Annotated in this window: 28 protein-coding genes; 26 read left to right on the forward strand and 2 right to left on the reverse strand. The window is 63.7% G+C overall.

Going from position 1 to position 23138, the window contains the following annotated elements:
• The first annotated feature begins 956 nt into the window (after window positions 1–956).
• A complete protein-coding gene (locus tag AB4Z27_RS09915) occupies window positions 957–1301 on the forward strand; it encodes a hypothetical protein (protein ID WP_441644367.1) in 345 nt (114 codons plus the stop codon).
• On the forward strand, window positions 1285–1587 hold the full coding sequence (locus AB4Z27_RS09920) for a hypothetical protein (protein WP_441644368.1): 303 nt from the start codon (window positions 1285–1287) through the stop codon (window positions 1585–1587). Before AB4Z27_RS09915 ends, AB4Z27_RS09920 begins: the two co-directional genes overlap by 17 nt.
• 109 nt (window positions 1588–1696) lie before the next feature.
• Here AB4Z27_RS09920 and AB4Z27_RS09925 read toward each other — a convergent pair whose 3' ends face one another.
• Together AB4Z27_RS09925 and AB4Z27_RS09930 are read right to left on the reverse strand one after the other, a co-directional pair.
• Entirely contained in the window at window positions 1697–2758 is a 1062-nt protein-coding gene (locus tag AB4Z27_RS09925) for a phage portal protein (protein ID WP_441644369.1), read from the reverse strand.
• Entirely contained in the window at window positions 2755–4536 is a 1782-nt protein-coding gene (locus AB4Z27_RS09930; RefSeq protein WP_441644370.1) for a terminase ATPase subunit family protein, read from the reverse strand. The genes AB4Z27_RS09925 and AB4Z27_RS09930 overlap by 4 nt, the downstream gene beginning before the upstream one ends.
• Before the next feature lie 140 nt (window positions 4537–4676).
• Between AB4Z27_RS09930 and AB4Z27_RS09935 the strand changes: the two genes are divergently transcribed.
• The 24 genes from AB4Z27_RS09935 (at window position 4677) to AB4Z27_RS10050 (ending at window position 23137) form a co-directional block, all read left to right on the forward strand.
• The gene (locus AB4Z27_RS09935) at window positions 4677–5516 is read left to right on the forward strand and encodes a GPO family capsid scaffolding protein (RefSeq protein ID WP_441644371.1); all 840 of its coding nucleotides are present in this window, start codon (window positions 4677–4679) and stop codon (window positions 5514–5516) included.
• A gap of 50 nt (window positions 5517–5566) precedes the next feature.
• Complete coding sequence (locus AB4Z27_RS09940; RefSeq protein WP_441644372.1) at window positions 5567–6592, forward strand: phage major capsid protein, P2 family; 1026 nt, start codon at window positions 5567–5569, stop codon at window positions 6590–6592.
• Entirely contained in the window at window positions 6589–7311 is a 723-nt protein-coding gene (locus tag AB4Z27_RS09945; protein WP_441644373.1) for a terminase endonuclease subunit, read from the forward strand. The genes AB4Z27_RS09940 and AB4Z27_RS09945 overlap by 4 nt, the downstream gene beginning before the upstream one ends.
• 112 nt (window positions 7312–7423) lie before the next feature.
• Window positions 7424–7891 (forward strand): head completion/stabilization protein, encoded by a 468-nt coding sequence (locus tag AB4Z27_RS09950; protein WP_441644374.1) that lies wholly within the window; start codon window positions 7424–7426, stop codon window positions 7889–7891.
• Window positions 7891–8094 (forward strand): tail protein X, encoded by a 204-nt coding sequence (locus AB4Z27_RS09955; RefSeq protein WP_441644375.1) that lies wholly within the window; start codon window positions 7891–7893, stop codon window positions 8092–8094. The genes AB4Z27_RS09950 and AB4Z27_RS09955 overlap by 1 nt, the downstream gene beginning before the upstream one ends.
• Before the next feature lie 14 nt (window positions 8095–8108).
• Window positions 8109–8498, forward strand: coding sequence for a putative holin (locus tag AB4Z27_RS09960; RefSeq protein ID WP_441644376.1), 390 nt, complete (start codon window positions 8109–8111; stop codon window positions 8496–8498).
• A gap of 2 nt (window positions 8499–8500) precedes the next feature.
• Window positions 8501–8842 (forward strand): phage holin family protein, encoded by a 342-nt coding sequence (locus AB4Z27_RS09965; protein ID WP_441644377.1) that lies wholly within the window; start codon window positions 8501–8503, stop codon window positions 8840–8842.
• Window positions 8820–9626: an N-acetylmuramidase domain-containing protein gene (locus tag AB4Z27_RS09970; protein ID WP_441644378.1), complete on the forward strand. Its 807-nt coding sequence runs from the start codon at window positions 8820–8822 to the stop codon at window positions 9624–9626. The genes AB4Z27_RS09965 and AB4Z27_RS09970 overlap by 23 nt, the downstream gene beginning before the upstream one ends.
• Window positions 9623–10132 carry a hypothetical protein gene (locus tag AB4Z27_RS09975; RefSeq protein WP_441644379.1) on the forward strand — a complete coding sequence of 170 codons (510 nt, stop codon included), beginning with the start codon at window positions 9623–9625 and terminating at the stop codon, window positions 10130–10132. Before AB4Z27_RS09970 ends, AB4Z27_RS09975 begins: the two co-directional genes overlap by 4 nt.
• Entirely contained in the window at window positions 10129–10569 is a 441-nt protein-coding gene (locus tag AB4Z27_RS09980) for a phage tail protein (protein WP_441644380.1), read from the forward strand. Before AB4Z27_RS09975 ends, AB4Z27_RS09980 begins: the two co-directional genes overlap by 4 nt.
• Entirely contained in the window at window positions 10566–11015 is a 450-nt protein-coding gene (locus AB4Z27_RS09985; RefSeq protein WP_441644381.1) for a phage virion morphogenesis protein, read from the forward strand. Before AB4Z27_RS09980 ends, AB4Z27_RS09985 begins: the two co-directional genes overlap by 4 nt.
• An 82-nt stretch (window positions 11016–11097) precedes the next feature.
• On the forward strand, window positions 11098–12678 hold the full coding sequence (locus AB4Z27_RS09990) for a hypothetical protein (protein ID WP_441644382.1): 1581 nt from the start codon (window positions 11098–11100) through the stop codon (window positions 12676–12678).
• Window positions 12679–12968: 290 nt separating this feature from the next.
• A complete protein-coding gene (locus tag AB4Z27_RS09995) occupies window positions 12969–13586 on the forward strand; it encodes a phage baseplate assembly protein V (protein ID WP_441644383.1) in 618 nt (205 codons plus the stop codon).
• Window positions 13583–13945 carry a GPW/gp25 family protein gene (locus AB4Z27_RS10000; RefSeq protein ID WP_441644384.1) on the forward strand — a complete coding sequence of 121 codons (363 nt, stop codon included), beginning with the start codon at window positions 13583–13585 and terminating at the stop codon, window positions 13943–13945. Before AB4Z27_RS09995 ends, AB4Z27_RS10000 begins: the two co-directional genes overlap by 4 nt.
• On the forward strand, window positions 13942–14856 hold the full coding sequence (locus AB4Z27_RS10005) for a baseplate J/gp47 family protein (protein WP_441644385.1): 915 nt from the start codon (window positions 13942–13944) through the stop codon (window positions 14854–14856). The genes AB4Z27_RS10000 and AB4Z27_RS10005 overlap by 4 nt, the downstream gene beginning before the upstream one ends.
• Window positions 14849–15469, forward strand: a complete 621-nt coding sequence (locus tag AB4Z27_RS10010; protein WP_441644386.1) for a phage tail protein I — start codon at window positions 14849–14851, stop codon at window positions 15467–15469. Before AB4Z27_RS10005 ends, AB4Z27_RS10010 begins: the two co-directional genes overlap by 8 nt.
• Complete coding sequence (locus tag AB4Z27_RS10015) at window positions 15466–17091, forward strand: phage tail-collar fiber domain-containing protein (RefSeq protein ID WP_441644387.1); 1626 nt, start codon at window positions 15466–15468, stop codon at window positions 17089–17091. The genes AB4Z27_RS10010 and AB4Z27_RS10015 overlap by 4 nt, the downstream gene beginning before the upstream one ends.
• A 14-nt stretch (window positions 17092–17105) precedes the next feature.
• Complete coding sequence (locus tag AB4Z27_RS10020) at window positions 17106–17834, forward strand: tail fiber assembly protein (protein WP_441644388.1); 729 nt, start codon at window positions 17106–17108, stop codon at window positions 17832–17834.
• A gap of 129 nt (window positions 17835–17963) precedes the next feature.
• Window positions 17964–19136, forward strand: a complete 1173-nt coding sequence (locus AB4Z27_RS10025; protein ID WP_441644389.1) for a phage tail sheath protein — start codon at window positions 17964–17966, stop codon at window positions 19134–19136.
• Window positions 19137–19169: 33 nt separating this feature from the next.
• Window positions 19170–19679, forward strand: a complete 510-nt coding sequence (locus AB4Z27_RS10030; protein WP_441644390.1) for a phage major tail tube protein — start codon at window positions 19170–19172, stop codon at window positions 19677–19679.
• Between the two features lie 35 nt (window positions 19680–19714).
• Window positions 19715–20044 carry a phage tail assembly protein gene (locus tag AB4Z27_RS10035; RefSeq protein ID WP_441644391.1) on the forward strand — a complete coding sequence of 110 codons (330 nt, stop codon included), beginning with the start codon at window positions 19715–19717 and terminating at the stop codon, window positions 20042–20044.
• Complete coding sequence (locus AB4Z27_RS10040) at window positions 20026–20142, forward strand: GpE family phage tail protein (RefSeq protein ID WP_441644448.1); 117 nt, start codon at window positions 20026–20028, stop codon at window positions 20140–20142. The genes AB4Z27_RS10035 and AB4Z27_RS10040 overlap by 19 nt, the downstream gene beginning before the upstream one ends.
• Window positions 20139–22694: a phage tail tape measure protein gene (locus tag AB4Z27_RS10045; RefSeq protein ID WP_441644392.1), complete on the forward strand. Its 2556-nt coding sequence runs from the start codon at window positions 20139–20141 to the stop codon at window positions 22692–22694. The genes AB4Z27_RS10040 and AB4Z27_RS10045 overlap by 4 nt, the downstream gene beginning before the upstream one ends.
• A gap of 2 nt (window positions 22695–22696) precedes the next feature.
• Complete coding sequence (locus tag AB4Z27_RS10050) at window positions 22697–23137, forward strand: phage tail protein (RefSeq protein WP_441644393.1); 441 nt, start codon at window positions 22697–22699, stop codon at window positions 23135–23137.
• Window position 23138 lies beyond the last annotated feature (1 nt).

Genomic DNA, 23138 nt, shown 5'->3' on the forward strand with positions numbered 1-23138 from the left:
GCGCTTTCCGTTGAATTGAGGGGGGGGACCGGTCTCGTTAGGGGCCGGTTGTGCCGCGACGCAGGGGACGACCCCCGTTGGCTGGGTAGCCCGCGTGAGGCAGGAAATTGTGGCGAATAACCCACAAATGATGATTGGTGCGAGGGAGGAGACTCGCGATTGTTGAAAAATCAACGCTAAACACCGAATTCGGGGGGAATTTCGGGGGATTGAAGGAAGTTTGGGCCGCGAGACCGTCTGGCGTGCGCCTCGCGGTAGCGGCCGTGGATCTGGGACGGATACTGTATGGACGTACAGTGCTATCCGGTGGCTGCGCTAAAGATTCTGGGGGGTCGGGAAAGAGGTAACCTTGCTAACCATCTACCCGGAATCGCCTGCAAAGCGTTGCCAGACAAGGCAAGCCGGGGACCAGCCAAAAGGTAACATTGAGATAACTACAAGATAACCTTGTTACCTACTCCCAGCTTAACTCTCCCAGCGCACCCCATCCAATAAAATCAATGACTTAGCCGATGGTTACCTTCTTGGTTATCTCAAGTTATCTTCGCTAGGTAACCTGCCACGCCCTTACAAATCAAAGAGTTAGGTTCATTGTTGGCGGCCTGTTAGCGAAGTTACCTTTTTCCCGACCCCCGCAAGACTTTCAATCCGTAGGCAAGTGTTCTCGGCCCCACCGGCAGCCGCATTAGCCTGCCAACGCCGCTCTTCCAGCTGCATAAAGACGCATAAAGGGCCGCACCCCGCTGACCGGCCGCCACGTGAGGTCTGGGCAGGGCCGGCTGGGCTATGCACGGGTGCGCAAAACCGCCGCCGTGAAGCGCCCGGGTGAGGCGGGGTCCCCACCGCGCGCCGAGTGTCAAAAGTGGGGCGCTGGGCGTAAGGTGGCACGGAAAATAGAAGTGCGCAGAGGCGCTCTTCGCGTCTCTGTGGGGCATCGATGAATCGGCAGGCCAGGAATGACGGACATCGCCGCAGAATGCCTTACAATGCCCGTCGAAAACTCGTGCGGGAAGACATTGATGGACGAGCCGGAATCGAAGAAGGATCGGGGTGTCAGCCCAGAGGCGCAACAGGTACGCGCGGCGATGTCGCGTATGGACTCGGGCATGGAGCGAGCATATCTCTACCTTCTCAACGAGGTGCGCGAATATGCTCTTGAACTGCTTGATAGCGTCGTCACCGATGCTAGCGGTCACCCTGCAGACGAAAGATCCCAAGCGCTTACGGACGTCGCTGCGCGGCTTGAGCGCCTACTCTCTCAATCCATCTTGGAAGTGAAGGGCAATGTCGAACGTTCGTGACATCACTGAAAGGCTGCGCCGCCTTTCCCCCGACACCATCGGCCACGGGAGCGGTGGTCCACCCTATAATGGCGACATGGAAGCCCGTGTCGCCAAGCTGGAAAGCACCGCCGCCGAGATCAGGGATCGCCTCACTAAAATCGAGGTGCGGCTAGACACGACTGCGACGAAGGAAGACCTTCACCGGGAAATGTCCGCGCAGACTTGGCGCCTGGTCACTTTCGTCTCTTCTCTCGGCGCCGCTCTCGTTGCAGCAACCTTTTTCATTGCCCGCAGCGTGCATTAAGGCCGAAGAGATCTTGGGTGAGTCCGGCGAGGGCGCACCCAACATCGAGCTACTGACAGCATCGAAGCAATCGCGCGTCGTCCCTGTCGCTAGCTTCAGTCCTTGCAAGCTAGCCTTCTTCGGTTCCGAGTTGGTATGGATCGAATCGCACGACTTCCATCCCCAACCACTCATTCACCTCCATCAACCGATCCTGCAGTGGCCTCAGTTCATTCCGCGCAAACACCAAAGCCGCCTTCTCCGCATCCCCAAATCCCCCCGTATTACTCGGAATAATCCCCATCAACTGCGGCGGCACGCGGTGTGCGGCGAGCTGGTCATCCCGCGTGACATTCTTGATATTCCAGAACTCATCCTTCGCCGCCACCTCTGACACCGGGATCAGCTGAATCCCCTCCTTCTTCCCGTTCGGCGCATACATAAACAGATTCCGAAAATTCCCCGGCCCCTTGCTGTTCTTCAGCGCTTCGCGCAACGCATCCACGTCCTCCTGCTTCTGCGCGGCGTCCGTCATGTACAGGATGAACCCCGCGTGGCTACCGTTCTTGTAGTACCGCCGACGAAATAGCGTGGCTGACTCATTGAGCCAGGTAGCATTCAACGCGGACAGGTACTCCGGCAGCCCATACACCTCCTGGTTGATGTCAGGCTCCATCAGGTGAAAGATGCTCCCCGGCTTGAACTCGTGCTTGTCCTGCCAGTTCTGCACGAAGAAATACCGCGCCAGGTCCGTGCCTCGGCGCATGTACTTTGCCAGCGCCGGCTCCAACGCCATAGGCCGCCCGAGCGGATTGTCCCGCCGCTCCAGATACCCATTCCCGAACACCAGAAAATCCTGCACCCACCGCGCGAACGCCGTCCGCGACAGCAGCTTGTGCGGGATGAACGTCGACACCAGGATGTTCCGCTTCACGTAGATCGGCGAGCTGTTGTGCACAGCCGCCCGAAACGACCGCGCCAGTCCGTCCCACGGAATAGGCGGCTCGAACCAGTCCCCTACCCGCTGGCATTCCACGTAGTCGAGCAGTTCGCGCCGGTCGAGCACGGCGACCGGATCACCGAACGAGAACGCCTCCACACCTGGCGCCGCAGCAACGGGCGCGGGTGTGCGTGTGGGCCCAGCGTGCTTAACAACATCCCGACCACTACGACGACCCTTCCTTCGATTCATGACAGCTCCATGATGCTGGTATTGGTTGTGGTCACGCCTTCGTACGGTTCATGTGCGATGGCGTGCATGCATGCCCACGCGAGATCTGCGTGGCTTGTCTCTTCTGATCGGCCGGCCTGATAGGTGACCCGCCCGCCCGCTGCCGTGGTGGTCTTCCGGATCGACATGAACGACGCGGCGAAGTCCGTCCACCCGGCATCGAACTCCAGCCGACCTTTGCTGATCACGTCATGCGCCTTCAGCACCAGTCCGGTCTTCACGTCGACCGAGTAGGTGAAGCCCTCCGCATCAGGCCGGAATTTGCTGACGAGCTGGTACACGGCATCACCGATACCCGTCCGGTCGATACCGACGTAAGCGACGTTGTACCGGTCGCAAACGCGCCGGATCGCCGCCGCCTGCTCCTCATAATCGATCCCCCGGAACTGGTGCTTCTCCAGCACGCGGAACTTCCCGCCAGGCACGAGCGGCGGCGCCACCACCACCAGCGCAGCACTGTCGCCCCCACCCCCGTTCGGGTCGTATCCGACCCACACCTCGCGATTCCCGAACGGACGCGGCGACCAGTGCCGGAAGTCCTCCCACACCTCCCAGCTGTCCACCATGCCGCGCATCATCATGGACAGCGGGAACACTGACGCTGTGTCGTCGATGAACCCGCACATCAGCAGGTTCTCGAAGTCCGCATCGCTGTATTCCAGCCGTAGCTGGTTGAAATCGAACAGGCTGCAGCCGCCCGCAATCGCATCCTCGACCGTGACGATCTGCCGCCACTGTCCATCCGCGCACCGCCGGCCCCGCTGCAGGTTCGCGTGGCTCACGTCCACGCGGATATGGTCTTCCTTCCGTCGCCCTCGATTGAACAGCGCCCCCGACCAGAACGGATACGCCTCATGCGCAAGGCTCGATGGCGTCGAGAAATAGGTCTGCCGCCAATTCGCATGGATGGCCATGCCCGAGGCCACCTTGCGCAGCTCCTGGAAACGCTGGATCCAGAAGTACTCGTCCAGGTACAGGTTCCCGTGATAGCTCTGTGCGGTGCGCGCATTCGTGCCGAGGAAATACAGCGTTGCCCCGTTCGGCAGCACGATGGGATCGCCCTTCAGATCCACCCCTGCCGCGTCCTTTGCGAACTGGATGATGTACTGCTTGAAGACGTGCGCCTGCGCCTTGCTGGCGGACAGGAAGATCTGGTTGCGGCCAGTGGTCAGCGCATCGATGAACGCCTCGCGGGCGAAGTACCAGGTGGCGCCGATCTGCCGGCTCTTGAGGATGTTCCGGATACGCTCGACCAGCCCGGCTTCATACCACTCCCGTTGATACGAGAACATCGAATCCATGAACGCGTCGACCAGCTGCCCCTGCTCCTCCTCGCTGACCGAGTTCCGCTCAGGCTTGCGCCGCATCCCCTTGTTGCGATTCGCCACCTTGGGATTCAGGTCCGCCTCATTCCCGCTGTCCTCATAGCGACGAACCCGCGCCAGCCGTTCGATCTGCCGCCCCAGCAGATCGATTTCCTTGTAATCCTTCCCCTCCTTCTGCTCCTTGGCGATCAGCAACGCCATGCGTGCCTCGATGCTCGATCCCACACGCTCCACCACGTCCGCCTCGCCCCACTTCTCGCGCCGCTTCCAGCTATGGATGGTCGAAGGCTTCACACCGAGCATTTCCGCGATACGCGCCACGCGATAACCCTGCCAGTACAGCGCACGCGCAATGCGCCGCGGCTCCATTTCAGGGTCCAGCTGGTGGGAAGAAATCGGCGGGAGCGTAGTCATGCCGCAACGCTACCGGTCGCGCGCGCACATGCCACGTGGCAGTTGTTGTGTCCTCCGCCGGCACAACACGATGACGTTGCCCGCGCGCGGCGGCTTGCCGAACATGGCAACACCACCGAACGCTCAGCAGAGAGGAAAGCATGGCCGTCAACAAACCGAAGTTCTTCCGCGTCGCGACCGAAGGCGCAACCTCCGATGGCCGCGAGATCGATCGCAAAATGATCGTCCAGATGGCGGCGAACTACCACCCGGAAACCTACAGCGCCCGCATCAATCTGGAACACATCCGTGGTTACGACCCGAACGGTCCCTTCAAGGCATACGGCGACGTGATGGCACTCAAGGCCGAAGAGCAGGACGGGAAGATGCGCCTCTTCGCGCAACTCGACCCTACGCCTGATCTGGTGACGATCACCAAGGCCCGCCAGAAGATCTTCTGCTCGATGGAAGTGAACCCGGCATTCGCCGATACCGGCGAGGCGTACCTGACCGCCCTGGCCGTGACGGACAACCCGGCAAGCCTGGGTTGCGAGATGCTGCAGTTCAGCGCGAAGGCCAAGGTTAATCCGCTGGCCGAGCGCAAGCAGGACCCCAAGAACCTGTTCACCGAAGCCGTGGAGGTCGATCTCGACTTCTCCACGGCAAGGGCCGATGACCAGATCCAGGCAACGCCAGGCCTCGCCGCGTCGATCAAGCGCATGTTCGGCCGTCAGGAGAAGAGCGAAGCCGGCCAGGCCGACACCGGCGAAGCCGTGCAGGCGCTCGCCGCCGAAGTGAAAGGCATGAACGACAACTTCACCAAGGTCATCAAGGCCGTCGAGACCATGGCAGACCGTGTTGACGAGCTGCAGGAAGCACAGATCAAGGGCCAGCAGGCGTTCTCCACCCTCAAGGATGAGCTGGAGAACACCGAGACCTTCAGCCGCCGCCCCGCCGCCACAGGCGGTAGCGGCAGCGCCCAGCTCGAAACCGACTGCTGATCCGGCACACAGCCAGCATCACCCCCAAACCACACCCCGGAGCCATCTACATGCGCAACGACACCCGCCGCAAGTTCGCGGCCTATGAGGCGAAAATCGCCGAGATCAACGGCGTGGAGCGCGTGGACCGCAAGTTCAGCGTGCAGCCGACCATCCAGCAGAAGCTGGAGACCAAGGTGCAGGAGTCGAGCGACTTCCTCGGCAGGGTCAACATCTACGGCGTAACCGAACAGGAAGGCGCCAAAGTGGGTCTGGGCGTCTCCGGTCCGGTGGCGAGCACCACCGACACCACGCGAGCTGATCGGCAGACCACGGACCTCGTCACGCTCGATGATCGTGGCTATCGTTGCGAGCAGACCAACTCGGACACCCACATCACCTACCGCATGCTGGATGCGTGGGCCAAGTTCGCCGACTTCCAGACACGTATCCGCGACGCCATCATCAAGCGTCAGGGGCTGGATCGCATCATGACCGGCTTCAACGGCATCCAGCGCGCCGCCACGTCGAACCGCGCCGCCAACCCCCTGCTGCAGGACGTGAACAAGGGCTGGCTGCAGAAGCTCCGCGAGGAGGCCCCGGAGCGGGTCATGGCCCGTGGCAAAGCCGAGGGCACCATCGTGGTCGGTGGTCCCGATACCGACGCCGCGCGCGACTATGCGACCCTCGACGCCCTGGTGTTCGACGTGGTCAACAGCCTGGTCGCTCCCTGGTACGCGGAAGACCCGGAGCTGGTGGTGATCTGCGGCCGCGAACTGCTGGCCGACAAGTACTTCCCGCTCGTCAACAAGGACCGCGACCCGACGCAGAGGCTGGCTGCCGACATCATCATGAGCCAGAAGCGCATCGGCAACCTGCCCGCCATGCGCGTGCCCTACTTCCCGTCAACCGCGCTGATGGTGACCCGTCTCGACAACCTGTCCATCTACTGGCAGGAAGGTTCGCGCCGGCGCACCATCGTGGACAACGCGAAGCGCGACCGCATCGAGAACTACGAGTCCAGCAACGACGCCTACGTCATCGAGGATCTCGGCTGCGCGGCCATGGCCGAGAACATCCGGGTGGTGCAGGAATGACCAGCCCGGCCCGACAACACTATCTGCGCGTGACGGCAGCAGCCGTCGCGGCGGCTTCGGCTGCCGCCAATCCGCTGCGGCACGCCACAGGCCACGAGCTGATGCTGGCGCAGCTGGCGGAGCACAAGCGCGCGCTCAAGCAGATCCAGTCCATCGAACGGAAGGCGGACGCCAAGCGCGGGATGCTGCCCGACTACGCCGCATGGGTGGAAGGCGTGCTGGAGGCGGACACCGGCGTGCAGGACGAAGTGTTCATGACCATCATGGTCTGGCACATCGACGTCGGCGAGTTTGCCGGCGCCCTCCCGCTTGCCCGCTACGCGGTCCGGCACCGCCTGGTGATGCCCGACCAGTATCAGCGCACCACCGCCTGCCTGATCGCCGAGGAATACGCCGCGATGGCCATCAAGGCAGCAGAGGCGGGCCAGCGGGTGGACGTGGGATCGCTCACGGAAGTGGCGCAACTCGTGGACGGCGAAGACATGCCTGACGAGGTGCGCGCCAAGCTGCACAAGGCCATCGGCTACGCCAACATTGGCCTGATCTACAGCCTGCCGGCCAACGAACAGCAGCCCTGCAGGAAGCTGGCGCTGTCGCATCTGCAGCGCGCGCTGGAGCTTCACGAAAAAGCCGGCGTGAAGAAGGACATCGAGCGCCTTGAGCGCGAGATCAAGAACGTGGCCCCAGCCGACGCCCAGGGTGGCGACGGCAAGGGCTGACACCGGGCGTGACCCCGCGCATCAGGCGGCACGGGGTGTCCCAAGGGCGAGCCGCAAGGCAGCCCCACCCGGTGACCCCGTCCACCGCCTCCTCCGATCATCCACGTACCCCATGTCTTCCTTCCTCGCTTCGGCCCCGGTGCAATCCGGCCAGAACCTTATCGGCAACGATGGCTTCTTCCCTGACATCGATGTCGACGCGGCTCTGGCAGCTATGCGTCAGGACGGCACGGTGACCGCCGAGCGCCTGCGCGGCGCCTTGGTCGAAGGCGTGCTGTCGGTCAACGATGACCTCGCGTCGTGGCGCACTGACCAGCTGGCCGGCGGCTACGCCACGTTGGGAGCAGTACCTGCCCCTCTGGTCGACGGCAAGTCCGCTCACGTGCACCGCTACCTGCGCGCTGTGTATTGCGAAGCGCGCGCCAGCCTCATCGAGCGATACCGCGACTACGACGCCACCGCTGCAGGGGATCGGAAGGCAGACGCGCTGATGCAGGCTGTCGAGGATCTGCGGCGGGATGCGCGCTGGGCGATCAGCGACATCGCCGGCCGGCCACGCAGCACGGTGGACCTGATCTGATGCGCGTTATAGCCATGCAGGGAGACACCGTGGATGCAATCTGCCACCGCATCTATGGCCGGACGGCGGGCATCACGGAAGCCGTTCTCGAAGCCAACCCGGGCCTGGCCGATCTCGGCCCGGTCCTTCCCCACGGCACGGTCGTTGACCTGCCGGATCTCCCGCAACAGCCTGACGTGCGCCGCGTCCAGCTGTGGGACTGAACCAAGGAGCCACCATGGCCGAACCCATCTCCACCAGCTCGACCGCCGCCATCGCGGTCACTGGCGTTGGAGCCATCTCCCTACTCCCCGGCGTGGACGCCGCAACGGTGCTCGGCGCCTTTGCCGGTGCCGCCGTCTTCGCACTCAATTCTGACGACCTGTCGACAGGCAAGAAGGTGGCCTTTCTCGCCCTGTCGATCGTCATGGGCTGCCTCGCCGCGCCACTCGCCGCGTCCCTGCTGGGCCGGGTACTGCCCGCCGGCACGGAAGTGAGTCACGGCGTAGGCGCGCTCGTCGCGTCCGCCGTCCTGGTGAGGCTGCTGCTGGCCCTGATCCGGCTCGCTGACAACGGCGACCGCCTGCTGTCGATCATTCGCGGCAACCGTGACGGGGGTGGCAGGTGAAAATGCTCTTCGTGCTCCAGGCGCTCCTGTGCGCGCTGATCGCCGCCCGGCTGCTGTTCTTTCGCCGCGACGGTGGCGTATATCGTCCGTGGGCGGCGCGGCTGGCCTACGGCCTGATCGTGATGGCCGGTGCCGCCGCCATCGGCGTGCTGTTCGGGCGGTATGAATGGGCACTGTTGGCGCAGAACGGCTTCACAGCTGTCCTCTGCGTCGCCATCTTCGCGGTGCGCGGTAACGTGGTTGAGCTGTTCCGCATCGCCGGCCTCGACGGCGCCAGCGACGGCGAGTCCTTTCTGCTGCGCCTGCTTAGGAGGTCTCGCCATGACGACACTGCGACGCGGTGACGTGGGTGCGGACGTGCGTGAACTGCAGCGGCTGCTGCGTACGCGCGGCGTGCACATCGACCTGAATGGCGAGTTCGATGCGGCGACGGCAACGGCTGTCCAAGCGGCACAGCTGCGCTACGGCCTGGTCGTGGACGGCCTGGCCGGCCCCAAGACCCTGCTGGCCCTCCAGCTCGACGGCAAGCGGCCCGGCCACCTGGGCGCCGACGATCTGCGCCGCGCGGCATCGATGCTCGACGTGAAACTGGCCAGCGTGCGGGCGGTCAACGAGGTGGAGAGCCAGGGTCCGGGCTTCCTGCCGGACGGCAGGCCGGTGATCCTGTTCGAACGGCACATCATGTACCGGCAGCTGCGCGCCGCCGGCCACGACGCAGACGCGCTGGCCCGCCTGTACCCGAACATCGCCAATCCGAAGCGCGGCGGGTATATGGGCAAGGGTGCCGAGCACATGCGGCTCTCCCGCGCGGTAGAGCTTGACAAGCCATGCGCGCTCGCGTCGGCAAGCTGGGGCATATTCCAGATCATGGGCTACCACTGGCAGCGCCTCGGCTATACCAGCGTGGAAGCGTTCACCGACGCCATGCGCCGGGGCGAACCCGAGCAGCTCGAAGCGTTCGTCCAGTTCGTGATCACGGACCCGGTGTTGCACAAGGCGCTGAAGGGACAGCGCTGGGCCGCATTCGCGAGCGGCTACAACGGCCCGGCCTACAAGGAGAACCTCTACGACGTGAAGCTCGCCCGTGCCTTCGCGCGCTATGAGGCGGAAGAACAGGTACCGGCATGAGGCGCACCCTCTTCATCACGCTGGCCGCCGTCCTGGCACTGTCAGGCGTGGCCGGTGCCGGCGCCTGGCTCGCCGGCCGCTACCGGGATGCCATGCACCGCGCATCCGAGGCCACGACGCTCGCAGCGTCGTTGCGCTCCCAGCTCAACAGCGCCGACAAAGGCGTCGTGGAAGTCACCCGCTACGTCGATCGCATCCATACCGTCCGGGTCAAGGGCGACACCATCATCAAGGAGGTACCCCGCTATGTCTCCGTCCAGGCTGATGCCGCTTGCACTGTGCCTGTCGGCTTTGTCCGCCTGCACGACGCTGCCGCCGCCGGCACCGTGCTCGATCAGGATTCCGGAGATCCTGATGCGACCGCCTCAGGAATACCACTCTCTGCCGTCGCCGGCACCGTCGTCCACAACTACACCACCGGCCACGTCAACGCCGAACGCCTGAGGGCGCTTCAGGCCACGCTGCGGGCGCAAGGCGTCACCATCATCGGAGACCCCGCACCGTGAGAAAGCCCTCCGACCTGCGCAGGGCCATTACGGAAGCCGTGCAGGATCTCAAGCGCAACCCGGACAAGCTACACCTCTTCGTGGACGAGGGGCGCGTGGTGGCGACCGGCGCGAACACCATCTCGTTCGAATACCAGTACACCCTGACGATGATCCTGACCGACTTCGCCGAGAGCGCGGACGCGATCATGGTGCCGGTGCTGGCCTGGCTGCGCGAGAACCAGCCCGAGCTGTTCACGAACCCGGACAAGCGGCCAGACGGATTCAGGTTCGAAACGGACATTCTGAACCACGATTGCGTCGACCTGCAACTGCGGCTACCGCTGACCGAGCGTGTGGTGGTGAGGGTGGTAGACGGCCGTCATGAAGTCACGCACGCCCCGGAGCCCGTCGATCCGCACGACGACCCTTCCGGCTGGAGGCTGCCCAGTCCATGAGGGAACTAGAAGACCTGACCGCCTGGGCTGGCGCATTCCTGCAGAAGCTGGACAACAAGGAGCGCCGCGCGCTGCTGCGCGCCGTGGCCACTGAGCTACGCCGCCGCCAGACGACGCGGATCGCCGAGCAGCGCGATCCCGACGGCACCGCCTACGAGCCCCGCAAACCGCGCCTCAGGCAGCGCACCGGGCGCGTGCGGCGGGCCATGTTCATGCGCCTGCGGACTTCCCGCTTCATGAAGGCGCAGTCCGATGCGAACAGCGCCGTGGTGACGTTCGCTGGCAACGTCCAGCGCATCGCGTCAGTCCATCAGTTTGGGCTTCGTGATCGGGTAAATATGGGCGGCCTCGAAGTTCAGTACGCCCAGCGCGAGCTTCTGGGGCTAGCGGATAGAGACACAGATCGCCTCGTAGATTTGATCCTTTCTCATCTCGCTGAGGGTTGACGCGTCCGCCTGGCTCGTCTCGTTTCCGCCACACCGATAGGCGGGGCGCGTGCGAGAATCCCTCCAAACAAAAGGGGGACCGATGGACGAACGCATTGCACGAACCAAGACGTCGCAGGATGCCCGCCAGCTGGCCGAAAATGCGCTACGGTTGGGGCATCCAGAGTTGTCAGCGCAGGCATTGGCGCATGCCAAGGTGCTACAAGCTATCGAGGAGGGCTATACAACCCCCGCCCAGCAGGCTATCGCGACGGCGCTTTACGCCTACGAAGAGGAGCAGACGAGGATCAAGGGGCGTACCTTCCGCGCCACTCGTACCCGCAGTATGTTCGCCCGGCATGGTGCGCTCGCTGCAGCGGAGCGCATGGTCTTGAACCGACAGCCCTCCAAAGGGTTCGAAGTACTTGAGGAGGCTGGCCTGCGTAACCTCAGTTTTGAAGCCATTATCGACCGGTACCCCGACGAATTCTCCCCCGTTGCAGTCGGCGCTGCTCGCGCTCGGTTGACGGGCGGGACTCGTCCGTCCCTTCCGTCAGAAATTCGCGCAACATCGAGAACCTCCAATAAGGCGCTGGAGATTCCTCCCCGGCCTCCAGAACTGGATGACGAAGCGCAGGCTTTCCTGGACGGCTTCTACGAGGAATCGAACTGGCTGCAGGCCCGGTGGCTACCGCGCTACCGCAAAGTTATCCAGGACATCGCAGATGCCATGTCGCGCGACCGCCCACAAGACATCTTCGTCACCCTCTGGAAGACTGCGGATAACGACATCGCCTATGCCGGCCAGGGCATGCTGAGCTTCAATATCGTGGACAGGATGCAAGAGGAGTTTGTTCAGGTCATCCGCGATGTCCACAAGGACAGCAGCCCGGAGAATTTCGAACAGATCGTAGGTCGTTTTGAACGCTGGAGGTCTGAAGATCGGATCAGCATGGTGCCGCGCCTGTTGATCGCGCGCACCTTCGCCGGTTTGCATCCCCACCAATATCACACCACAGTGGACTGGCGCATCCAGAATCAAGCCCTTCCCTGGTTCGTCGACCACACAAACTTCGTCATACCGGACACCACAAGCTGGGCCGAACGTACCCAAGCCCTAGTGGCCCATCTGGACAGGCTGAACGTCTTCGGTGGCGAAGTACTCATCCGAAACATCTTCCCGTGGTTCGTCGTCGATCAACTTCGTGCTCGCGTGGCAGACGCCGACTTCCGTGCCGGACACACACCACGTCCATCCGCTACCGAAGCAAACATCTTGCCGGCTCTGCGTTCCATCGAGCTTCGCCACAATCAAGTGCAGGACGCCCTGTTCAAATTGTTGACGGCTCAGTATGGCGAGGATCGGGTGAAAACCGAATGCCCAACAGGAACCGGTGGCTTTGCGGACGCCATCGCCAAACCGCTTGAGGGCGGTTGCCACCTGTACGAAATAAAAATCGGCAAGAACGCCGCCGATGTAGTACGGCAAGCGATGGGGCAGTTGCTGGAGTATGGCTTTCGGGCCGGCGGCTTGGAGCCTACAAAACTGTTCGCTGTCGGTGAGCCGCCTCTGGACAATGCCACCAACCAGTACCTTGCACGGCTTCGTTGCGACTTCAACCTGAAGATCGAATACCTGCAGGTTCAGGTGCCCGATGAAATCCCCTCCCAGTGCGTCGACTAGCTCGGCATGAGCGTTATCGAACCCGGGGTGATCTAGGGGGACGTGCCACGCACGGGCGCGAACGTACACCAGCTGCAGTCCTTCCCTGGCAAAACCAGGAAGGGACTACCCAGCCCAACTGACGCGACCATGGCAAGTCCGTGACGTAGGCCAGGATAGGAGCTGGCTCGAATTCTGGAGGCGCGGAATGCCCCCGCTCATCTTGGCGCCGGCTGGCGGAGCGTTGTGCTCGTCGTAAACACAACAGTTCCCGGGTGACGACCTTGCGCGCATACGACACGCTGTCGGTCATGCACTCCGCAGAAATCCTCCGCCTAATCGAAAACCTGCTGCGCCTCGGCACCGTGACCGAGATCCAGCACGGCAAGCCGCCGCGCGTACGCGTGCGGACCGGCGGCATCACCACCGACTGGCTGCCGTGGGCCGAGCGCCGCGCCGGCGGCACTCGCACGTGGAGTCCCCCAACCACGGGTGAACAAGTCCTCCTGTTCTGCCCGAGCGGCGATCTGCGCAACGGCGTCGTGCTCTGCGGCATTCCTTCCGACAGCAACGACACCCCCAGCCACAGCGCCGACGTAACCGTGACGCTGTACGCCGACGGTGCAACGACTACCTACAACCACGCCACCGGCACGCTGTCGGTGGCGGGCATCCGGAAGGTCATCGTCGAGGCCGCTACCAGCGTCCTGGTGAAGTGCCCCGACACCACGTTCGACGGCAACGTGACCGTGAAGGGGCTGCTCTCCTACCAGAACGGCATCGCCGGCCGAGGCGGCGACAACGGCAACGCGATCTCGGGAGACTTCAACCACAACGGTGGCCGGCTCTCCTCCAACGGCGTGGTGTTGGACGACCACGGCCACGGCAACGTCCGGCGCGGCGGCGACTGGACGGAGGGCACCCGATGACCTACCTGGGCCTCAACAGTGCATCTGGCCGGGCCATCACCGATCTGGCGCATATCCGTCAATCCATCCGTGACATCCTCAATACGCCGGTGGGCTCGCGCGTCATGCGGCGCACCTACGGCTCCGAAGTGCCAATGCTCATCGACCAACCCCTGAATCCCGTCACGCGGCTGCGCGTCATGTCGGCGTCCGTAGCCGCCATCGTGAAGTGGGAGCCTCGCGTGCAGGTGAATGCCGCGTCATTTTCTGTCGATGGCGATGGGGCGCTGACCATAGATCTGGACGCGGATCGGATCGATGGCGCCCGGCGTGGCCCGCTCGGCACCCTCTCCATTCCCGTACGGGAGGCCAGGCAATGACGACACCCATCGATCTGACGCTCTTGGCCGTTCCAGACGTGGTCGAGACGCTCGACTACGAGACCATCGTCGCCGAGCGCATGGCGCGCTTCGTTTCCTTCTTCCCTGTGACCCAGCGGGCCGAAGTGGCAAGAACGCTGCAGCTGGAATCAGAGCCCATCGTGAAGCTGATTCAGGAGAATGCGTACCGCGAGACCGTGCTGCGCCAGCGCATCAATGACGCCGCCCGCGCGCGCATGCTTGCCTATGCGAAAGGCAAAGACCTGGAGCACGTCGCGGCGAACTACAACGTGAAGCGCCTGGTCGTCAGGCCGGCGGACGACACGAAGAATCCGCCCGCCCCTGCCGTCATGGAGGACGACGATGCGCTGAGGGAGCGCACGCAGCTCGCGTTCGAAGGATTGTCGACCGCTGGACCGCGCGAGGGGTACAAGTTCCACGCGCGCAGCGCGGATGGGCGCATCGCCGACGTCAGCGCCATCAGCCCTGCGCCCTGCGAGGTGGTGATCACCGTGCTCGGCAACGAGGGCGACGGAAGTGTCGGCCAGGAGGTCCTCGACAACGTTGCGGCCGCATTGAGCGACGAGGACGTGCGGCCGCTTGCCGACCGTGTGACCATTCAATCCGCCCGGATCATGCCCTACGCGATCGATGCGACGGTCTATACCCGCACCGCCGGCCCCGAGCGTGAACTCGTTCTCGCGGAGGCCAGAAGGCGCGTCGATGCGTACCGACGAGAGAGCCGCCGCCTCGGGCGCGATATCGACCGTTCGGCCATCAACAACGCGCTGTTTTCCGAAGGGGTTTCCCGCGTCGAGATCCGCCTTCCCGCAGAGGACTTGGCGCTCGATGCCACGCAGGCCGGCTACTGCACTGGCGTGAGCGTAATCGATGGAGGCGCACGTGAGTGATCTCCTGCCTCCCAATGCCTCGGCCATCGAGCGCAATCTTGCCGCAACCGGCGCAGCGATCGATGACATACCCATACCCATTCGTGATATCGGCGATGCGAAGGCTTGCCCCGACAGCGTGCTGCCGTTCCTTGGATGGGCACGGTCCGTAGACCGGTGGGAACCGACGTGGCCAGATGCGACGAAGCGCGCTGTCGTCGATTCGTCCTTCTTCGTGCATCAGCATAAAGGCACCGTGGGAGCCATACGACGTGCCATCGAACCGATGGGCTATCTGATTCGCGTCTTGCCTTGGTACGACATGGAGCCACCGGGACCGCGCGGCACGTTCGCCCTTGATATCGGCGTCCTCGACAAAGGTATCACCGAGGATACCTACGAGGAACTGGAGCAGCTGATCGACGGCGCCAAGCCGCTCTCTCGTCATCTCACCGGGCTTGCCATCAACGTCGAAGTTCGCGGCGCCGTGCGCCTTGCTGGCGCGCCCCTGCTCGGCGACGTCCTCACCGTCTACCCCTTCGCGCCGGATGTGATTACGGCAGCTGGCAGCCTGCGCCATGCGGGGGCCTTCCACATCATCGACACCGTCACTGTTGCACCACTAGATCCATGACGCAGAAATACTTCCTCCTACCCACCGCCGCAGGCGAGGCAAGGATTGCCAATGCCCAAGCCCTTGGCATTCCGTTCAGACTTTCGCAGATGGGGGTCGGCGACGGCAACGGTGCCCTGCCCGTGCCGAATCGCGAACGCACCGAGCTTGCCAACGAGAAGCGCCGCGCGGATCTCAACTCGCTGGCACCCGATCCGGCGAACCCTGGCCAGTTCATCGCAGAACAGGTGATTCCAGCTGACGAGGGTGGCTGGTGGATCCGCGAAGCCGGCCTCTATGACGACAGCGGCGTGCTCTGCTATTACAGCAACGTGCCTGAGACGTACAAGCCGCGGCTCGCCGAAGGCGCGGGGCGTACCCAGGTGATTCGTCTTGTCATCATCGTTACCGGAGACGTCAGGGTAGATCTGAAGGTCGATCCGTCCATCGTGCTCGCTACGCGGGATCACGTGGACCGGTCGGTCTCCCAGGCGGCACTGCGTGGCGCTTGCAAAGCTGCCACCCGGGTCGCTACCGTGGATAACCTCGTGACCCTGTCGGGCCTGCAGATTGTCGACGACGTTCAACTTGTCGAGGGTGATCGGATACTGGTAAAGAACCAGCTGGTTGAGGGTGACAACGGCATTTACCTCGCCGCCGAAGGGAACTGGACGCGAGCCCCAGATGCGGATGCGGACGAGAAGGTACGGTCCGGGATGCTGGTGCCTGTGGACGAAGGTGCGCTTAACTGCGAGTCCCTTTGGCAACTGACCAGCCTCGTCCCCGTTACCGTAAGCACGACGCCACTCAGGTTCAAACGTGCCGGCGCAGACTACTTCGCACCTCTGGCATCGCCGTCATTCATCGGGGCTCCGACCGCGCCGACACCCGCGCCCGGTGACAGCACCGCCCGCCTTGCCACCACCGCGTTTGTCACGGCGGCCGTTGCGAGTGCCACCAGAACCGAGATCGGGCGCATCGTCCTGGAGACCCGGACCACGGTCCGCGCCGGCTACCTCAAGCTCAATGGCGTGCTCCTGACTCGAGCCGATTACCCGGAGCTTTGGGCCTACGCCATAGCCTCAGGAGCCGTTGTCTCTGACGCGGACTGGACCGACGGTTCGCACGGTGCATTCTCCACCGGGGATGACGAGACCACCTTCCGCATTCCCGATTTTCGCGGCGAGCATCTGCGCATGTGGGATGCGGGACGCGGCGTAGACCAGTCCCGCACCGTCGGGAGTTGGCAGGCCAGCCAGAACATGTCGCACACCCACGTCGCATCCGCCTCGGCTGCACCTGACCATTCACATAGCGCGTGGACCGATGCTCAGGGGTGGCACGGACACCACGGATGGACACACGCTGCAGGCAACCACAATCACGGGGTGGGCGGTGGCATATCTGTACAGCCCGTGGGCCGATGGAGCTACCGGGATGCTGGCGGCACTGATTCTGTGATGAGCGGCTTTGCAGGAAACCACATGCACGAGTTCAACACCGAGGGCGCCGGAACCCATAGCCATCACATCGGCATCGGGTATGGCGGAAGTCATCACCACACGGTCACCATCCAAAACGCGGGGGGAACCGAGGTCCGCGTACGAAATGTGGCAGTCGGCGCGTTCATTCGCGCCTTTTAACGGAGTCCAAGCACATGCTCATCCATTCCTACGACAACTTGACCGGCCAGTACATCGCGAGCTGCCTGGCCGACGCAGATCCACTTCGTGACGGCCAATGGCTCCAGCCTTCGTTCACGACCGCCCTTCCCCTGCCAGAACGGACGGCGAACACCTGGCCCTTCTTCTTGAACGATTCCTGGGTGTTGAAGCCGGACTATCGAGGGAAGATCCTGCATCGATGCGACAACGGACAAGCGGCGGAGATCCTGTTCGCAGGCGTGACGCTGGAGGAAGCGGGCCTCACCGTGCAGCCCCGCCCGTCGAACGATCATCGTTGGGATAACGGCGAATGGACGCTGGATCCCGAAGCCGTTACCCGTACGCTTCGCCAAGCGGCCATGTCGGAATTCGATCAGCGAATGGATCTCGCTCGGCAGATGAACCACGGCATGGCCGACGCGTTTGCTGCCGGTCTACTCGACGAACAGCAGGCTGCCCTGTTTCGGGCCTGGGCAACGTATCAAATGGACCTGGTGCGAGTGGTGAATTCGTCTGACTTTCCTGCGCGCGCTGAATGGCCGCCGGAGCCGAATGAAACTGAGATTGTGGCAATCGTCGAGCAGGAGCGACGCATGCAAGCACAACAACGCTTGGCCCAACAACAAGCGGAGGCCGGAGCCGCACAGGCGGAACGCGAGCGGGCGCAGGCCATGGCAACCGTGCCATCCGACAGCCCCCTGACACAGGAGGGAGCAGCCTAGCACCACGCGCGCCGGTGCGGCTTGTTGTGCCGCACCGGCATACAACACTGCGGAGGCGACAGCTTCGCGCGTGCGCAGCATCCTACCGGGACGACTCCACCATCGTCTGGCCCACTCCCGGAGGACTGCATGCCATCTGACTATCACCATGGGGTACGCGTCGTTGAGATCAACGAAGGCACGCGACCCATACGCACCATCGAAACGGCCGTGCCCGGCATCGTCTGCATTGCGGATGATGCCGATGCCAAGGTCTTTCCCCTCAACACACCGGTTCTGCTGACGAACCCGATGGCAAGCCTTGGCAAGGCCGGCGACACGGGTACGCTGGCGCCGGCGCTCGACGCCATCACCGATCAGGCGAACCCGCTCAGCGTGGTCGTGCGCGTTGCCAAAGGTGCAACCGACGCCGAGTCCATCAGCAACCTGATTGGCGGCACCGATGACCATGGGCGCTTCACCGGCATGAAGGCCCTGCTGTCGGCCAAGAACAGGCTCAGCGTCACGCCACGCATTCTGGGCGTTCCGGGGCTGGACAGCCTGGCGGTGGCCACCGAGCTGGCCAGCGTGGCGCAGAAGCTGCGCGCGTTTGCGTATGTGTCCGCCTTCGGCTGCGAGACCAAGGAAGAAGCCGTCGCCTACCGCGACAACTTTGGGCAGCGTGAGCTGATGACGATCTGGCCGGACTTCGTCGGCTGGAACACCGTCACACATGCTGAATCCACCCTCTGGGCTACCGCCCGCGCACTCGGGCTGCGTGCCAAGCTGGACAACGAGGTCGGCTGGCACAAGACCCTTTCCAACGTAGCCGTCAATGGCGTCACCGGCCTGTCAAAGGACGTCTTCTGGGATCTGCAGGATCCGAACACCGACGCCGGCTATCTGAACCAAAACGAAGTGACCACGCTGGTCAACTTTCAGGGCTTCCGCTTCTGGGGCTCCCGCACCTGCAGTGCGGATCCCCTGTTTGCCTTCGAGAACTACACGCGCACCGCGCAGGTGCTGGCGGACACGATGGCGGACGCCCATGCCTGGGCGATGGATCTGCCCATGACGCCCTCCCTGGTCCGCGACCTCCTCGAAGGCATCAACGGCAAGATGCGCACCCTGAAGCGCAACGGCTACCTGCTCGGCGGCGAGGCGTGGATCGATCCGCACGTCAACACCAAGGACACGCTCAAGTCCGGTGGCCTCGCGCTCGACTACGACTACACGCCGGTACCGCCGCTGGAGAACCTGCAGCTCCGCCAACGCATCACCGACCGCTACCTCATGCAATTCGCGCAGGCCGTCATCGCGTAAGCGCCTGCTGCCGCTACCTGAAAGGGAATCACCATGGCATTGCCACGCAAACTCAAGAACTACAACGTCTTCCACGATGGCGTGAGCTACGTGGGCCAGACGGAAGAGTTCACGCTACCGAAGCTGACGCGCAAGCTCGAAGAGTACCGCGCAGGCGGCATGAACGGCCCGGTCGAGATCGACCTCGGCGCCGAGAAGATGGAGCTGGAAGCCACCTACGGCGGCCTCATGCGCGAGATCTTCAAGGCGTGGGGCATCACCATTGTCGACGGTGTGCTGTTGCGCTTCGCAGGCGCCTACCAGCGTGACGACACCGCCGAGGTGGACGCCGTTGAAGTCGTCGTGCGCGGCCGTCACACCGAGCTGGACCTGGGCAACGCCAAGGTCGGCGACAACAGCCAGTTCAAGGTGAAGTCCGCCATCTCGTACTACAAGCTCTCCGTCAACGGCGAGGTGTGGTGCGAGATCGACCACGTCAACTTCATCGAGATCATCTTCGGGGTCGATCGCCTGGCCGAACAGCGCCGCGCGATGGGCCTGTAAGAAGAATTCCAACCGCAACGCCTAAATCCAACGCCATGACCCAACCCACTACGATTGACGTCGATCTCGATCATCCCTTCAAGCGCGGCGAGCAGATCATCGCCAAGATTCAGGTACGCAAGCCCGGTGCGGGCGAACTGCGCGGTTGCAGCCTGGTCGACCTGATGCGCATGGACGTGTTGGCGCTCCACGCCGTCCTGCCCCGCATCACCACCCCTACGCTGACGCAGCACGACGTCAGCCGCCTGGACCCCGCCGACCTCACGCAGCTTGGCACGGCGGTGAGCAATTTTTTGCTGCCGAGGTCGGCGAAAATGGACGACTTCCCAACCGAGTCGAAGACGCAATCGCCGACATTGCAGTGATCTTCCACTGGCCCCCTGAGCAACTGTTCGCCATGGGGCTCAGCGAACTAATGGAATGGCGCGAACGCGCCATCGAACGCAGCGGAGCCGATGAATGAGCACGCCTCGTAACCTCCGGCTGGAGGTGCTGCTGCAGGCCGTCGACCGGGTGACGCGCCCATTCCGGGCCATCACCGGCAGCAGTACCCAACTGGCCAGGACCGTCAAGGCGACGCGTGACCAGCTCAAGGAACTGAACCGGGCGCAGGCGAACATCGACGGCTTCAGAAAGCTGTCGAAGGATGCCGCCATCACGGAGAACCGCCTGCGCTCCGCCCAGGCGCGGGTGAAGGCGCTGGCTCAGCAGATTGCGGCGACGGACAAGCCCACCGCCGCGATGTCCCGCGCCTTTCAGACGGCGGCGCAGGAAGCGCAACAGATCAAGCAACGCGGAAAGGACCTCCAGCAGCACCTCGTGGCGGTGCGCGGCCGGCTGGACGCCGCAGGCATCAGCACCACGAATCTGGGCCAGGCGCAGCGCACCCTTCGCGGACAGATCGCCTCCGCATCCCAGGCACTCTCCCACCAGCAGGCGCAGCTCAAGGCGGTGGGCGACAGGCACCGGCAACTCGCGGCTGCACAGTCGCAGTATCAAAAGGGCATGGCGGCGCGCAATGCCATGCTCAACGCCGGCGCCTCCACCATGGCCGCTGGCGGCATCGTGATGACGCCCATTGCCAAGGCGGTCAAGGATTACGTCACCTTCGAAGATGCCATGTTGGGCATCGCGCGGCAGGTAGACGGTGCGCGCGACCCCAGCGGCAAGTTGACGGCCGTCTACTACGACATGGCTCGGCAGATCAGGCGGCTTGGCGAAGAACTGCCGATCCCGACCGCGCGGATCGCGGAAATGGTCACGGCCGGGGCGCGGATGGAAGTGCCCCGCAACGAGTTGATTGCGTACACCCGCACCGTCGCCATGATGGCCACTGCGTTTGACGCAGTGCCCGACGAGATCGCCGAGAGCATGGGCAAGGTCTCCAAAAACTTCCGGATACCGACCACCGCCATCATGGGGTTGGCAGATGCGGTCAACTATCTCGATGACAACGCCATCAGCAAGGGCGCCGACATCATCAACGTCCTGAACCGCATATCCGGCGTCGTGTCCGGAATGGCCATGCCAGCGAAGGACGCGGCGGCGCTGGCATCAACACTGCTGACCCTCGGCGAGCGCACCGAGACGGCCGGCACGGCCATCAATGCCATCACGCAGAAGTTTGCGGCGGCCGAGAAAGGCACGAAAAAGTTCCACGCCGCAGTCGAGGAGATCGGCCTCTCCACGGCCGAGATCCAGAAGGGTATGGCCGCCGATGCCACGGGCACCATCTTCAAGGTCATCGAGGCCATCCGCACGCTGCCGAAAGACAAGCGCATCGGGGTGATGGTCGAGCTGACCGGCATGGAGCACTCTGACACGCTGGCGAAGCTGGTGGACAAGCCTGATGAGCTTCGCCGCCAGCTCGCGCTGGCCAACGGCTCGAAGGCGGAAGGATCGATGGCACGCGAGTTCTCCGCGCGGCAGGAGACCGTTTCTGCCCGCTGGCAACGCCTGCAGAACCAGGTGTTCAACTCCAGCAGCGCCGGCGGTGAAGTGCTGCGTTCGACCGTCGTCGGCCTGATGGACTCAATCAGCGGGCTGATCAGCCGCTTCGACGCGTTCGCCAAGGCCAACCCGGCGCTGGTCGGCTGGCTGATCAAGGGCGCCGCCGCCGTGGGGGTGCTGCTGACGGTGCTGGGTGGCCTGACGCTGGCGCTGGCCGCTGTGTTCGGCCCTCTGGTCATCGTCCGGCACGGCCTCTCGCTGCTCGGCATCAAGTTTGGCGGTGGCGCCGGCTTCGTGACGAGACTCGTCAAGGCTCTCAGCTTCCTGAGGAAGGTGTTTGTCTTCGTGGGCCGCGCGTTCCTGATGAATCCGATCGGTCTCGCCATCACGGCGATTGCGCTAGGCGCGTTCCTGCTCATCAAGTATTGGGAGCCGATCAAGGCGTTCTTCTCGGAGCTGTGGCAAGGCATCAAGGACCGGGCGAGCCAGGCATGGGACTGGATCAAGGCCAAAGCCAAGGGGGTCGCTGACTGGTTTGTCGGGGTGAAGGACTCGCTGGCCACCGCTGGTCGAGAAATGATCAATGGCCTGCTGGCCGGCATTGAAGCGCGGTGGAAGGCGCTCAAGGACCGTGTTGGAGAGATCGCGGACGGCATCGGGACGTGGTTCAAGGACAAGCTCGGCATCCGCTCACCCAGCCGCGTGTTCGCGCGGCTCGGCGGCTTCACCATGGCGGGGCTGGAGCAAGGGCTTTCGGAGAATCAGGGCGGGCCGCTCGATGTCATGTCGAAGGTAGCTAGGGCCATGGCTGGAATCGGAGCCGGGATCGCGCTCGGCACGGCCCAGGCCGGCGCCGTACGCGTTGACAACCGCCCGCCCATCGCGGCGCCCTCCCCTGCGTCCGCCGGCGCAGCGCCTACCGCGTCGGCGCCCGTGATCATCAACATCCACCCACCGGCGGGCACCAACGAGCAGACAATCGCCCGCATGGTAGCCGCCGAGCTGCAGCGCCTCGAGGGCCAGAGACGTGCCCGCGCGCGCTCCCGCCTGACGGACAAGGACTGACCATGATGATGGCCCTCGGGCTGTTCGTCTTCGCCCTGGAGACTGCGCCCTATCAGGAGTTCCAGCACCAGATCGGGTGGCGCCACCCGTCGAACAATCGGGTCGGGCGCCGGCCATCCCGGCAGTTCACCGGCCTCGATGAAGAAACGGTCACGCTCTCAGGCGTGCTACTGCCCGAACTGAGCGGGGGCGACAACACCATCGAGGCGCTCCGGCAGATGGGCAATACGGGCCTCGCCTACGTCCTGATCGAAGGGTCTGGCCGCTACTACGGCATGTTCGAGATCGACTCCTTGTCCGTCACCCGTACCCTCTTCTTCCAGGATGGCAAGGCCCGGCGCATCGAGTTCTCGCTGAAGCTCACCCGCGTGGATGGCCAGTTGGAGCAACTCTTCGGCGACGCCGTCCTAGCCGCCGCCACCAGCGTGCTCTCCAGCCTCTGAC

Origin of the sequence: Cupriavidus sp. KB_39 (assembly GCF_052114485.1) — a bacterium.
Taxonomy (GTDB): Bacteria; Pseudomonadota; Gammaproteobacteria; order Burkholderiales; family Burkholderiaceae; genus Cupriavidus.

What these genes read in the sequence shown, in the direction of transcription:
- AB4Z27_RS09915 (WP_441644367.1), top strand. Translation starts at nt 957, where the DNA reads ATGACGGACATCGCCGCAGAATGCCTTACAATGCCCGTCGAAAACTCG.
- AB4Z27_RS09920 (WP_441644368.1), top strand. Translation starts at nt 1,285, where the DNA reads ATGTCGAACGTTCGTGACATCACTGAAAGGCTGCGCCGCCTTTCCCCC.
- AB4Z27_RS09925 (WP_441644369.1), bottom strand. Translation starts at nt 2,758, where the DNA reads ATGAATCGAAGGAAGGGTCGTCGTAGTGGTCGGGATGTTGTTAAGCAC.
- AB4Z27_RS09930 (WP_441644370.1), bottom strand. Translation starts at nt 4,536, where the DNA reads ATGACTACGCTCCCGCCGATTTCTTCCCACCAGCTGGACCCTGAAATG.
- AB4Z27_RS09935 (WP_441644371.1), top strand. Translation starts at nt 4,677, where the DNA reads ATGGCCGTCAACAAACCGAAGTTCTTCCGCGTCGCGACCGAAGGCGCA.
- AB4Z27_RS09940 (WP_441644372.1), top strand. Translation starts at nt 5,567, where the DNA reads ATGCGCAACGACACCCGCCGCAAGTTCGCGGCCTATGAGGCGAAAATC.
- AB4Z27_RS09945 (WP_441644373.1), top strand. Translation starts at nt 6,589, where the DNA reads ATGACCAGCCCGGCCCGACAACACTATCTGCGCGTGACGGCAGCAGCC.
- AB4Z27_RS09950 (WP_441644374.1), top strand. Translation starts at nt 7,424, where the DNA reads ATGTCTTCCTTCCTCGCTTCGGCCCCGGTGCAATCCGGCCAGAACCTT.
- AB4Z27_RS09955 (WP_441644375.1), top strand. Translation starts at nt 7,891, where the DNA reads ATGCGCGTTATAGCCATGCAGGGAGACACCGTGGATGCAATCTGCCAC.
- AB4Z27_RS09960 (WP_441644376.1), top strand. Translation starts at nt 8,109, where the DNA reads ATGGCCGAACCCATCTCCACCAGCTCGACCGCCGCCATCGCGGTCACT.
- AB4Z27_RS09965 (WP_441644377.1), top strand. Translation starts at nt 8,501, where the DNA reads ATGCTCTTCGTGCTCCAGGCGCTCCTGTGCGCGCTGATCGCCGCCCGG.
- AB4Z27_RS09970 (WP_441644378.1), top strand. Translation starts at nt 8,820, where the DNA reads ATGACGACACTGCGACGCGGTGACGTGGGTGCGGACGTGCGTGAACTG.
- AB4Z27_RS09975 (WP_441644379.1), top strand. Translation starts at nt 9,623, where the DNA reads ATGAGGCGCACCCTCTTCATCACGCTGGCCGCCGTCCTGGCACTGTCA.
- AB4Z27_RS09985 (WP_441644381.1), top strand. Translation starts at nt 10,566, where the DNA reads ATGAGGGAACTAGAAGACCTGACCGCCTGGGCTGGCGCATTCCTGCAG.
- AB4Z27_RS09990 (WP_441644382.1), top strand. Translation starts at nt 11,098, where the DNA reads ATGGACGAACGCATTGCACGAACCAAGACGTCGCAGGATGCCCGCCAG.
- AB4Z27_RS09995 (WP_441644383.1), top strand. Translation starts at nt 12,969, where the DNA reads ATGCACTCCGCAGAAATCCTCCGCCTAATCGAAAACCTGCTGCGCCTC.
- AB4Z27_RS10000 (WP_441644384.1), top strand. Translation starts at nt 13,583, where the DNA reads ATGACCTACCTGGGCCTCAACAGTGCATCTGGCCGGGCCATCACCGAT.
- AB4Z27_RS10005 (WP_441644385.1), top strand. Translation starts at nt 13,942, where the DNA reads ATGACGACACCCATCGATCTGACGCTCTTGGCCGTTCCAGACGTGGTC.
- AB4Z27_RS10015 (WP_441644387.1), top strand. Translation starts at nt 15,466, where the DNA reads ATGACGCAGAAATACTTCCTCCTACCCACCGCCGCAGGCGAGGCAAGG.
- AB4Z27_RS10020 (WP_441644388.1), top strand. Translation starts at nt 17,106, where the DNA reads ATGCTCATCCATTCCTACGACAACTTGACCGGCCAGTACATCGCGAGC.
- AB4Z27_RS10025 (WP_441644389.1), top strand. Translation starts at nt 17,964, where the DNA reads ATGCCATCTGACTATCACCATGGGGTACGCGTCGTTGAGATCAACGAA.
- AB4Z27_RS10030 (WP_441644390.1), top strand. Translation starts at nt 19,170, where the DNA reads ATGGCATTGCCACGCAAACTCAAGAACTACAACGTCTTCCACGATGGC.
- AB4Z27_RS10035 (WP_441644391.1), top strand. Translation starts at nt 19,715, where the DNA reads ATGACCCAACCCACTACGATTGACGTCGATCTCGATCATCCCTTCAAG.
- AB4Z27_RS10045 (WP_441644392.1), top strand. Translation starts at nt 20,139, where the DNA reads ATGAGCACGCCTCGTAACCTCCGGCTGGAGGTGCTGCTGCAGGCCGTC.
- AB4Z27_RS10050 (WP_441644393.1), top strand. Translation starts at nt 22,697, where the DNA reads ATGATGATGGCCCTCGGGCTGTTCGTCTTCGCCCTGGAGACTGCGCCC.